This window comes from Pseudomonas paraeruginosa PA7, from assembly GCF_000017205.1.
GTDB lineage: Bacteria > Pseudomonadota > Gammaproteobacteria > Pseudomonadales > Pseudomonadaceae > Pseudomonas > Pseudomonas paraeruginosa.
In genome coordinates this window covers 563,147-574,714 of the sequence record NC_009656.1, presented here as the reverse complement: position 1 = coordinate 574,714, position 11,568 = coordinate 563,147, and the positions used below count along the sequence as shown (strand labels likewise).

Below are 11,568 nucleotides of genomic sequence, written 5' to 3'. Positions count from 1 at the left end.
GGATGGATCGCCACAGCATAGCCATCCCGACCCCGGGCACGCATGTCCCCGTGTCGCGGCTCGATGATATTTCGATCACAAACCGGGCGCTTTCACCTCTCCTGGTCCTCTCCGGCAGCCTTTTCGTTCCGCGGCGCGGCACCTGGGTACTTGCCGCCGAAGAGTTCGATCGGCATCGGGAAGACGATGGTCGTACTCTTGTCGCCAGCGATCGCACCGAGGGTCTGCATGTAGCGCAACTGCATGGCACCGCTCTGCCGGCCGAGCATCTGCGCCGCCTGCATGAGTTTCTCCGAGGCTTGCAGCTCGCCCTCGGCGTGGATCACCTTGGCCCTGCGCTCACGTTCCGCCTCGGCCTGCCGGGCGATGGCGCGGACCATCGATTCGTTGAGATCGACGTGCTTGATTTCCACATTCGCCACCTTGATGCCCCAGGCATCGGTCTGCGCGTCGAGCACCTGCTGGATATCCAGGTTCAGGCGCTCGCGCTCGGCGAGCATCTCGTCCAGTTCATGCTTGCCCAGCACCGCGCGCAGGGTGGTCTGCGCCAGTTGGCTGGTGGCGGCCAGGTAGTTCTCCACCTGGATGATCGCCTTCTGCGGATCGAGTACGCGGAAGTACACCACCGCGTTGACCTTCACCGAAACGTTGTCGCGGGAAATCACATCCTGCGGCGGCACGTCGAGAACGATGGTGCGCAGGTCGATGCGCACCATCTGCTGGAGCGCCGGGATCACCAGCACCAGCCCCGGCCCCTTGACCTTCCAGAAGCGCCCGAGCTGGAACACCACGCCGCGCTCGTACTCGCGGAGGATGCGCAGCGCGCTGAACAGCAGCAGCGCGAGGAACGCCAGCAACATCGCCAAACCATAGGAAATACCCATCATCCACCTCCTTCATCGGCCAGCGCGACTTCCAGGAGCAGGCCCTTGCGTGCCAGCACCCAGACCGGCTGGCCCACCGCCAGCGGCCGCGTGGCGAGCACCCGCCAGCGCTCGCCCTGGAGCAGCACCCAGCCTGCGCAGGGTTGTTCGGGATCCACCGCCGCCACAGTCGCCAGACTGCCGACCAGTCCGGCGGTGCCACTCACCACCGCCTGCCGGCGAGCGCGCAGGGCCATGCCCAGCAGACCGACGATCAGCGCCGCGCTGAGCAATGCCAGGGCCACCACCAGGCCTGGCGGAATGCCGTAGCCGGGCACCTCGGTATCGATCAGGATCAGCGCGCCGGCCACGAACGAGACGATCCCGCCGATGCCGAGCACGCCGAAACTGGCGACGAACGCCTCGCCCACCATGAACGCCAGGCCCAGCGCGATCAGCGCCAGACCGGCGTAGTTGACCGGCAGCATCTGCAGGGCGTACAGGCCGAGCAGCAGGCAGATGCCGCCAAGCACGCCGGGCAGCGCCATGCCGGGATTGGCCAGTTCGAAGATCAGCCCGTAGATACCGATCATCATCAGGATCAGCGCCACGCTGGGGTCGGTGAGCACCGCCAGCAGCCGCGCGCGCCAGTCCGGTGCCTGGCGCTCGACCGTGGCGCCGGTGGTGGCCAGGGTCAACGCGCGCTCGCCGACGCGCAGGCTGCGGCCATCGAGCTGGCGCAGCAGGTCGGGCAGATCGCGAGCCTGCAGGTCGATCACCTTCTGCGCCGCCGCCTCGCTCGCCGCCAGGCTGACCGCCTCGCGCACCGCGCGCTCGGCCCATTCGGCGTTGCGCCCGCGCAGTTGCGCGAGGCCGCGGATATAGGCGGCGGCATCGTTGACCTGCTTGCGCGCCATGGGGCCGGCGCCCCGCGCCGGGGGTTTGCCTTCGGCTTCGTCCGGCGCCCCCAGCGCCACCGGCGTGGCGGCGCCGAGATTGGTACCGGGCGCCATCGCCGCGACATGGCAGGCGTAGAGGATATAGGTACCGGCGCTGGCCGCCCGGGCGCCGGCGGGAGCGACGAAGCCGGCGACCGGTACCCGGCTGGCGAGGATCGCCTTGACGATGCGCCGCATCGATGGGTCCAGGCCGCCGGGCGTGTCCATTTCCAGCACCACCAGTTGCGCGCCGTCCTCGGCGGCACGCTGGATGCCGCGCACCAGGTAATCGGCGCTGGCCGGGCCGATCGCGCCGTCCACGGAGAGTACCCGCACCGTTGCGCTGGCGGCCAGGCATGCCTGGCCGGCTAAGCACAGCCACAGCGCCAGCGCGAGCCGCCACGGCATACGCATATCGACCTCCCCGGCCGCCCGGCCGGGCCACCCCGGGACGAAGACGCTCGTCCCGCGCGACGGACCGGCAAGCGACCGGTCCTGCCGCGCACTTCTCAGTCTAGTCCAGCGCCTCTCGCCTTCCCGAGCGTGTCCGGTTCGGCAAATCTCTCGACATGCCAACTTTCTAGCGACGAAATGATGGCACTCATCGCAGGAATTCATTAACCTTCGCGCCCGCAGCGGGCAGGCCGCCTGGCGCCCGACCCCATCCGGCTTCCAGCGGCCTCCCGCGGCCCCTGCCCTTTTCTTCGCCAGCCGAAGCCGACAGGCGCAAGACACAACTTGTCACAATCGCCTGCCCATGATGTGCCGGTCACCCCAGCGCGGACCTGCACCATGACCACCGATGTCCTTCCCGCCGACGCCATCGCCAGCGCCGGCAAGCCGCAACTCGAGCACAAGCCCGGCCGCCTCGCCGCCATCGTCTTCTTCGCCGCCCTCGCCATCGGCCTGCTGTTCAGCGCCTACAGCCTGGTGCAGGACATCGACGACGTCGGCAGCGCGGTCACCACCTGGACGCCCTTCCTGCTGCTCGGCGTGGCCCTGCTGATCGCCCTCGGCTTCGAATTCGTCAACGGCTTCCACGACACCGCCAACGCCGTGGCCACGGTGATCTACACCCACTCGCTGCCGCCGCACTTCGCGGTGGTCTGGTCGGGCTGCTTCAACTTCCTCGGCGTATTGCTCTCCAGCGGCGCGGTGGCCTTCGGCATCATCGCCCTGCTGCCGGTGGAACTGATCCTGCAAGTCGGTTCCTCGGCCGGCTTCGCCATGGTCTTCGCCCTGCTGATCGCCGCCATCCTGTGGAACCTCGGGACCTGGTGGCTGGGCCTGCCGGCGTCGTCCTCGCACACCCTGATCGGCTCGATCATCGGCGTCGGCGTGGCCAATGCGCTGATGCACGGCCGCGACGGCACCAGCGGGGTGGACTGGGGCCAGGCGAGCAAGGTCGGCTACTCGCTGCTGCTTTCGCCGCTGATCGGCTTCGCCTGCGCCGCCCTGCTGCTCCTGGCGCTGCGCCTGCTGGTGAAGAACCGCGCACTGTACAAGGCGCCGAAGGGCAAGGCGCCGCCGCCCTGGTGGATCCGCGGCCTGCTGATCCTGACCTGCACCGGGGTATCGTTCGCCCACGGCTCCAACGACGGGCAGAAAGGCATGGGCCTGATCATGCTGATCCTGGTCGGCACCCTGCCGATGGCCTACGCGCTGAACCGCACCATGCCGGCGGACCAGGCGGTGCAGTTCGCCGCGGTCGCCGAGGTCACCCGGCAAGCGCTGGTGAAGAGCGCGCCGCAACCGGCGCCGGCCGATCCGCGCCAGGTGCTCTCCGAGTACGTGCGCAGCAAGCAGGCATCGCCTGAGCTGATCCCGGCGCTGGCCGCGCTGACCGGCTCGATCGGCCGGGAAGTGAAAGGCTACGGTGCGTTCTCGCGGGTACCGGCGGAAGCCATGGGCAACGTGCGCAACGACATGTACCTGACCTCCGAGGCGATCCGCCTGATGGACCAGGACGGCGTCGGCCGCTTCGACGCCGACACCCGCGGCAAGCTGCAGGCGTTCAAGCAGAAGATCGACGACGCCACCAAGTTCATCCCGCTGTGGGTAAAGATCGCCGTGGCCATCGCCCTCGGCCTGGGCACCATGGTCGGCTGGAAACGCATCGTGGTGACGGTCGGCGAGAAGATCGGCAAGACCCACCTGACCTACGCCCAGGGCGCCTCGGCGGAAACCGTGGCGATGTTGACCATTGGCGCGGCGGACCTGTACGGCTTGCCGGTGTCCACCACCCACGTGCTCTCCTCGGGGGTGGCCGGGACCATGGCGGCGAACGGTTCGGGGTTGCAGTGGAGGACCATCCGCAACCTGCTGATGGCCTGGGTGCTGACGCTGCCGGCGGCGATCCTGCTCTCGGCCTCGCTCTACTGGCTGCTCACCCGGCTGTTCTGAAACGCGGCGGCCGGCTCGGCTGCCGGCCGCCTGGCGCGCCGCTCAGGGCAGGACTTCGTCTTCCTTGAACTGGTCCTTGATGTAGGTGATCTCGGTCTTGCCATGGGGCGCCGGCAAGCCGTCCGGGCCGAGGTTGACGAAGACCATCTTGTCGATGGTGAGGATGCTCTTGCGGGTGATCTTGTTGCGCACGTGGCAGGTCATGGTCAGCGAGGTGCGGCCGAAGTCGGTGGCGGTGATGCCCAACTCGATGATGTCGCCCTGGCGCGCCGAGCTGACGAAGTTGATCTCGGAAACGTACTTGGTGACCACGCGCTGGTTGCCCAGCTGGATGATCGCGTAGATCGCCGCCTCTTCGTCGATCCAGCGCAGCAGGCTGCCACCGAACAGGGTGCCGTTGGGGTTGAGATCTTCTGGCTTGACCCACTTGCGGGTGTGGAAATTCATGTGAACTCCTGGTGTGGTGCTCCGCGGCCGCCGTCCTGGCCGTCGTGGAGGATGCCCGGCGGGATCGCCGCCGCGGCTCCGCGGGACCCGGCCGGCAAGCCCGGTCCCGGAGCGGCGCGTCCTGCCTGCGCCGCCCGGTGTTCCTGCGCGTTCAGCCGAGTCCGTTGGCCTCGCGGTACTGCCTGGCCTCTTCCACCAGCCAGTCGCGGAAGGCGTTGAGCATGGCCGACTCGACCCTGCGCTCGGGAATGATCAGGTAATACGCGTTCTCGCTCAAATAGGCATGTTGCATGGGCACGATTAGCCGGCCGTCGGCCAGTTCCTCCTGGATCAGGAACGGCGGTACCAGCGCCACGCCCATGCCGTGCATCGCCGCCTGGGCGAGCATCGAGAACAGCTCGTAGCGCGGCCCGCTCATGTCGTGGGCGACGTTCAGGCCCTGGGAATGGAACCACTGGCGCCAGCCGTAGGGCCGGGTGCTCTGCTGCATCAGTGGCAGCCCGGCGATCTGCTCGGCGCTCAGCGTTCGGCGCCCGCCCAGCAGCTCCGGGCTGCACACCGGCACCGGATTCTCGCGCATCAGGAAATGCGAGACGGTACCCGACCAGTCGGCATCGCCGAAGTACAGCGCGGCGTCGAACTCGGTGTCGGCGAAGAGGAACGGACGGGTACGGTTGGTCAGGTTGACCGTGACCTCCGGGTGCAGACGCTGGAAGCGCTTGAGCCGCGGCAACAGCCACTGGGTACCGAAGGTCGGCACCACCGCCAGCTCGATCGCGCCGCCGCCCTGGTGGCCCATCACCGCCAGGGTGTCGCGCTCCACCGCGTCGAGGCGTACCGCCACCCGCCGGCTATAGGACAGCCCGGCCTCGGTGAGCTTGACCCCGCGCCGCGAGCGACGGAACAGCTCGACACCGAGGAACTCCTCGAGCGTGGCGATCTGCCGGCAGATCGCGCTCTGGGTCAGGGACAGTTCTTCCGCCGCCTTGGTGAAGCTCTCGTGGCGCGCGGCGGACTCGAAGCTGACCAGCGCGGCGGTGGAAGGGATCTTGCGTCGCACGGAAGACTCCGGAGTGCTGGTTTCGCATCTATGACGCCCTGGTCACGCTTCCTCGCGCCTCGCGAAGGGCATGAAATACGGGCATTCATTTTTCGGAGTGAGAAAATAGCACAGATCAGTGCGAATTCCTCGTTTGCCGCCCCACTCGCCAGGCTCTTAGGATGCTTCCATTCCGGCTGGCCCACGCCAGCCTCCGCTACCGCTCGACGAGGATGTACGCATGGCCACCAAAGCTAGCTTCAACTGGGAAGATCCCCTGCTGCTGGACCAGCAGCTCACCGAAGAAGAGCGCATGGTTCGCGACAGCGCCCAGCAGTTCGCCCAGGCCAAGCTGGCCCCGCGCGTGCTCGAAGCCTTCCGCCACGAACAGACCGACCCGAAGATCTTCCGCGAGATGGGCGAGACCGGCCTGCTCGGCGCGACCATTCCCGAAGCCTATGGCGGCAGCGGCCTCAACTACGTCTGCTATGGCCTGATCGCTCGCGAAGTCGAGCGCGTCGACTCCGGCTATCGCTCGATGATGAGCGTGCAGTCCTCGCTGGTGATGGTGCCGATCCATGAATTCGGCAACGAAGCCACCCGGCAGAAGTACCTGCCCAAGCTGGCCAGCGGCGAGTACATCGGCTGCTTCGGCCTGACCGAGCCGAACCACGGTTCCGACCCGGGCTCGATGGTCACCCGGGCGAAGAAGGTCGACGGCGGCTATCGCCTGAGCGGCAGCAAGATGTGGATCACCAACAGCCCGATCGCCGACGTCTTCGTGGTCTGGGCCAAGGACGACGAAGGGCAGATCCGCGGCTTCGTCCTCGAGAAGGGCTGGGAAGGCCTGAGCGCCCCGGCGATCCACGGCAAGGTCGGCCTGCGCGCCTCGATCACCGGCGAGATCGTGATGGACAACGTGTTCGTTCCGGAAGAGAACGCCTTCCCCGAAGTACGCGGCCTGCGCGGTCCGTTCACCTGCCTGAACTCGGCGCGCTACGGCATTTCGTGGGGCGCCCTGGGCGCCGCCGAGTTCTGCTGGCACACCGCCCGCCAGTACGTGCTCGACCGCCAGCAGTTCGGCCGCCCGCTGGCCGCCAACCAACTGATCCAGAAGAAGCTGGCCGACATGCAGACCGAGATCACCCTGGCCCTGCAAGGCTGCCTGCGCCTGGGGCGGATGAAGGACGAAGGCACCGCGGCGGTGGAAATCACCTCGATCATGAAGCGCAACAGCTGCGGCAAGGCCCTCGACATCGCCCGCCTGGCCCGCGACATGCTGGGCGGCAACGGCATCTCCGACGAGTTCGGCATCGCCCGCCACCTGGTCAACCTGGAGGTGGTGAACACCTACGAGGGTACCCACGATGTCCACGCGCTGATCCTCGGCCGCGCGCAGACCGGCATCCAGGCGTTCTTCTGAGTCACCGAGCAACACCCCGGCGCGCTTTTTCACGGTAGCGCGCCGGCCGCCGGGGAGACGGGCAAGGAACCCGTCTTCCCGGCCATTTCCGTTTCCAGCCCCCAGCAGCGAGAACCGTCATGCCCGGCGCCCTTTCCCATATCCGCGTACTCGACCTGTCCCGTGTCCTGGCCGGCCCCTGGGCCGGGCAGATCCTCGCCGACCTCGGCGCCGAGGTGATCAAGATCGAACGCCCCGGCAGCGGCGACGACACCCGCGCCTGGGGCCCGCCGTTCCTCAAGGATGCCGAAGGCAACGACACCGGCGAGGCGGCCTACTACCTCTCGGCCAACCGCAACAAGAAGTCGGTGACGGTGGACTTCACCCAGCCGGAAGGCCAGCGCATCGTCCGCGAACTGGCGGCCAAGGCCGACATCCTGCTGGAGAACTTCAAGGTCGGCGGGCTCAAGGCCTATGGCCTCGACTACGAATCGCTGAAGCAGGTCAACCCGAAGCTGATCTACTGTTCGATCACCGGCTTCGGCCAGTCCGGCCCCTATGCCAAGCGCGCCGGCTATGACTTCATGATCCAGGGCCTGGGCGGCCTGATGAGCCTCACCGGGCGCGCCGACAACGAGGAAGGCGCCGGTCCGGTGAAGGTCGGCGTGGCGCTGACCGACATCCTCACCGGACTGTACTCCTCCACCGCGGTGCTCGCCGCCCTCGCCCACCGCGACGTCAGCGGCATCGGCCAGCACATCGACATGGCCCTGCTCGACGTGCAGGTCGCCTGCCTGGCCAACCAGACCCTCAACTACCTGACCACCGGCGTGCCGCCGCGGCGCCTGGGCAACGCGCACCCGAACATCGTGCCGTACCAGGACTTCCCCACCGCCGACGGCGACATGATCCTCACGGTCGGCAACGACAGCCAGTTCCGCAAGTTCGCCGAGCTGGCAGACCATCCGGAATGGGCCGACGACCCGCGCTTCGCCACCAACAAGGCGCGGGTGGCCAACCGCGAGGTGCTGATCCCGCTGATCCGCCAGGCCACGGTGCTGCACAGCACCGCCGAGTGGATTCTTTCCCTGGAGCGCGCCGGCGTGCCCTGCGGGCCGATCAACGACCTGGCGCAGGTGTTCGCCGACCCGCAGGTGCAGGCCCGCGGCCTGCGCGTGGAGCTGCCGCACCCGCTGGGCGGCACGGTGCCGCAGGTGGCCAGCCCGATCCGCCTGTCCGAGACGCCGGTGGAATACCGCAACCCGCCGCCTACCCTCGGCCAGCACACCGACGATGTCCTCGAGACGCTCCTCGGCCTGGACGCGGCCGCGCTGGAAAGACTGCGCGACGGCAAGGTGATCTGAACCCAGCGCGCCGCCCCAGCGACGCAGCGGCGGATAACGCCCCACCGTACCCCGCGCAGCACCGCCACGTAGGGCGCATGACCGCAACGCGGTTATCCGCCGACCAGCCGCGCATCGGCGGATAACGCCCCTGGCGTTATTCGCCCTACCGAACCCGTGTAGAAGGCGGTCAATGCCCGCGCCTCGATGGAAGCGCCGCTCAGGCCGCCAGGCGGCCGCCGGCGATCGCCTCGGAAGCCTTGAGCATGGCTCGCAACAGCACCGCGCAGCCGGCGGCCAGGTCGTCCAGACTGGCATTCTCGATCTCGTTGTGGCTGATGCCGTTCTCGCAGGGCACGAAGATCATCCCCGCCGGACCGAGTTCGGCAAGGAAGATCGCGTCGTGACCGGCGCCGCTGACGATGTCCATGTGCGGCATCCCCAGCGCCTGCGCCGCCTCGCGCACCGCGCCGACGCACCCCTGGTCGAAGTACAGCGGCGGGAAGTCGGCGGTCGGCACCAGCTCGTATTGCAAGCCATGCTTCTCGCAGGTCGCGGCGATCACCTGGCGGACCTCGGCGATCATCGCGTCCAGGCGCTCCGGTTGCAGATGGCGGAAGTCCAGGGTCATCTTCACTTCGCCAGGTATCACGTTGCGCGAGCCGGGATAGGCGTGCAGGCAGCCGACCGTGCCGCAGGCGTGCGGCTGGTGGCCGAGGGCCGCGCGATTGACCGCCTCGACCACCGCGGCGGCGCCGACCAGGGCGTCCTTGCGCAGGTGCATCGGCGTCGGCCCGGCGTGTGCCTCGACGCCGCGCAAGGACAGGTCGAACCACTTCTGGCCGAGCGCGCCGAGCACCACGCCGATGGTCTTCTCCTCGTCCTCGAGGATCGGCCCCTGTTCGATGTGCGCCTCGAAATAGGCACCCACCGGATGCCCGAGACAATCGCGCGCCCCCGCATAGCCGATGGCGTCCAGCGCCTCGCCTACGCTGACACCGTCGGCATCGCGCTTGGCCAGGGTCTCCTCCAGGGTGAACTTCCCGGCGAATACGCCCGAGCCCATCATGCAGGGCGCGAAACGCGAGCCTTCCTCGTTGGTCCACACCACCACCTCCAGCGGCGCCTCGGTTTCCACGCCGAGGTCGTTGAGGGTGCGGATCACCTCGAGGCCGGCCATCACCCCGAAGCAGCCGTCGAACTTGCCGCCGGTGGGCTGGGTGTCGATGTGGCTACCGGTCATCACCGGCGGCAGTTCCGGATTGCGCCCGGGACGACGGGCGAAGATGTTGCCGACCCGATCGACGCTGACCGTGCAGCCGGCCGCTTCGCACCATTGCACGAAGAGATCGCGGGCCTGGCGGTCGAGATCGGTCAGGGCCAGGCGGCAGACCCCGCCCTTGGCGGTGGCGCCGAGGCGGGCGAGATCCATCAGCGATTGCCAGAGACGCTGGCCATCGATGTGCCGCTGGGTGGATTGCAGGACGTTCCGGGCAGTGCTCATTGTCGTCTCCTCAGGCTTGGAGTGGGTATCGGCGGCTCGCCGGCCGCCTGTGCGCCCATCAGGGCAGCGGTTTGGCCAGCGCCGCCGGGCTCCGCGCGCGGCGGCCGCAGAGGCCGTAGTAGAGCGCGCCGCCGAGCAGCGAGCCGGTGAACCAGCCGTAGTCGTAGAACCAGTGGAACTGGCGATTGCCGATGGCCATGACGGTCAGCGCCACCGGCACCGCGAAGGCGGCGAAGCCGGGCCAGTTCCAGGCCGGGTAGACGTCGTCGCGGTAGAGTCCGGCGAGGTCGAGGCGTTGCCTGCGCACCAGGAAGTAGTCCACCACCATGATCCCCGCGATCGGCCCGAGCAGGCTGGAGTAGCCGAGCAGCCAGTTGGAGTAGACGCTTTCCAGGCTGAGGTCGGAAACGATCCAGCCGAGCTTCTTCAGCAACTCGTGGGCCATCAGCGCCAGGCCGATGAAACCGGTGAGCCAGACCGCGCGGGTGCGGCCGATGAGTTTCGGCGCGATGTTCTGGAAGTCATTGGTCGGCGAGACGATGTTCGCCGCGGTGTTGGTCGAGAGGGTAGCGACGATGATCAACGCCATCGCCACCGCTACCCAGCCGGGGCTGGGGATGTGGCCGATCAGGCTGACCGGGTCGGAAACCGTCTCGCCCACCAGCGAGGCCGAGGCGGCGGTCATCACCACGCCGAGGGCGGCGAACAGGAACATGGTCAGCGGCAGGCCGAAGATCTGTCCGAGTATCTGATCCTTCTGGCTGCGCGCGTAGCGGCTGAAGTCGGGGATGTTCAGCGACAGCGTGGCCCAGAAGCCGACCATCGCGGTCAGCCCGGCCATGAAGTAGCCGGTGACGCTGGCGCCCTCCGGACGCTTCGGCGGCTGCGCCAGCAGTTCGCTGACCGAGATGTGCGGCAGCGCCCACACCAGCAGGCCGAGGCCGACCAGCACCAGCAGCGGTGCCGAGAGTGTCTCCAGCCACTTGATCGACTCCGCGCCGCGCAGCACCACCCAAAGGTTCAAGCCCCAGAACAGGAGGAAACCGATCACCTCGCCGGTGCCGCCGAGGGCCTTCCAGGCGGGAAAGAGCGAACCGAGGAAGAGGTGGATCGCCAGCCCGCCGAACAGCGTCTGGATGCCGAGCCAGCCGCACGCGACCACGGCGCGGATCAGGCATGGCACGTTGGAGCCGATGATCCCGAACGAGGCGCGCAGCAGCACCGGGAAGGGAATGCCGTAGCGGGTGCCGGCGAAGGCATTGAGGGTCAGCGGGATCAGCACCACCAGGTTGGCCAGCAGGATCGCCAGCAGCGCTTCGCCGACGCTGAGGCCGAAGTAGGCGGTAAGTACTCCGCCGAGGGTGTAGGTGGGCACGCAGATGGACATGCCGATCCACAGCGCGGTGATGTGCCACTTGTTCCAGGTACGCTGTTCCACCCGGGTCGGGGCGATGTCGTGGTTGTAGCGGGGACTGTCGAGTACGTCGCTGCCGGCGGACAGCTCGACCAAGCCGTCGCGCTCGGTCACTTCCGATCTGCTCTGTTGCATGGGCCTCTCCAGGATTCTTCTAGTTATTCGCTCATCGGGCTAATGCGATGGCCGGAGTACCGCACCACCAGTACCGCACC

At 67.9% G+C, this 11,568-nt stretch carries 9 protein-coding genes; 3 read left to right on the top strand and 6 right to left on the bottom strand.

The genetic code is table 11. The features are described 5' to 3' along the window. Positions 1-92: 92 nt before the first annotated feature. Positions 93-887, bottom strand: coding sequence for a slipin family protein (locus PSPA7_RS02635; RefSeq protein ID WP_012074034.1), 795 nt, complete (start codon positions 885-887; stop codon positions 93-95). Next, positions 884-2,215: an NfeD family protein gene (locus PSPA7_RS02630; protein WP_012074033.1), complete on the bottom strand. Its 1,332-nt coding sequence runs from the start codon at positions 2,213-2,215 to the stop codon at positions 884-886. The genes PSPA7_RS02635 and PSPA7_RS02630 overlap by 4 nt, the downstream gene beginning before the upstream one ends. Before the next feature lie 378 nt (positions 2,216-2,593). On the opposite strand from PSPA7_RS02630, the gene PSPA7_RS02625 reads away from it, so the two are divergent. Further along, entirely contained in the window at positions 2,594-4,204 is a 1,611-nt protein-coding gene (locus PSPA7_RS02625; RefSeq protein ID WP_012074032.1) for an inorganic phosphate transporter, read from the top strand. Between the two features lie 42 nt (positions 4,205-4,246). Here PSPA7_RS02625 and PSPA7_RS02620 read toward each other — a convergent pair whose 3' ends face one another. Both PSPA7_RS02620 and PSPA7_RS02615 read right to left on the bottom strand, forming a co-directional pair. Continuing rightward, positions 4,247-4,651: an acyl-CoA thioesterase gene (locus PSPA7_RS02620; RefSeq protein WP_012074031.1), complete on the bottom strand. Its 405-nt coding sequence runs from the start codon at positions 4,649-4,651 to the stop codon at positions 4,247-4,249. Between the two features lie 151 nt (positions 4,652-4,802). After that, positions 4,803-5,711, bottom strand: coding sequence for a LysR family transcriptional regulator (locus PSPA7_RS02615; protein ID WP_003154941.1), 909 nt, complete (start codon positions 5,709-5,711; stop codon positions 4,803-4,805). Positions 5,712-5,931: 220 nt separating this feature from the next. Here PSPA7_RS02615 and PSPA7_RS02610 point away from each other — a divergent pair, with 220 nt between their 5' ends. Together PSPA7_RS02610 and PSPA7_RS02605 are read left to right on the top strand one after the other, a co-directional pair. Beyond that, positions 5,932-7,113 carry an acyl-CoA dehydrogenase gene (locus PSPA7_RS02610; protein ID WP_012074030.1) on the top strand — a complete coding sequence of 394 codons (1,182 nt, stop codon included), beginning with the start codon at positions 5,932-5,934 and terminating at the stop codon, positions 7,111-7,113. A gap of 119 nt (positions 7,114-7,232) precedes the next feature. Then, positions 7,233-8,456 carry a CaiB/BaiF CoA transferase family protein gene (locus PSPA7_RS02605; protein ID WP_012074029.1) on the top strand — a complete coding sequence of 408 codons (1,224 nt, stop codon included), beginning with the start codon at positions 7,233-7,235 and terminating at the stop codon, positions 8,454-8,456. Positions 8,457-8,655: 199 nt separating this feature from the next. Here PSPA7_RS02605 and PSPA7_RS02600 read toward each other — a convergent pair whose 3' ends face one another. Together PSPA7_RS02600 and PSPA7_RS02595 are read right to left on the bottom strand one after the other, a co-directional pair. Continuing rightward, complete coding sequence (locus PSPA7_RS02600; RefSeq protein WP_012074028.1) at positions 8,656-9,939, bottom strand: Zn-dependent hydrolase; 1,284 nt, start codon at positions 9,937-9,939, stop codon at positions 8,656-8,658. Positions 9,940-9,997: 58 nt separating this feature from the next. Then, positions 9,998-11,488 carry an NCS1 family nucleobase:cation symporter-1 gene (locus tag PSPA7_RS02595; RefSeq protein WP_012074027.1) on the bottom strand — a complete coding sequence of 497 codons (1,491 nt, stop codon included), beginning with the start codon at positions 11,486-11,488 and terminating at the stop codon, positions 9,998-10,000. Positions 11,489-11,568: the final 80 nt, after the last annotated feature.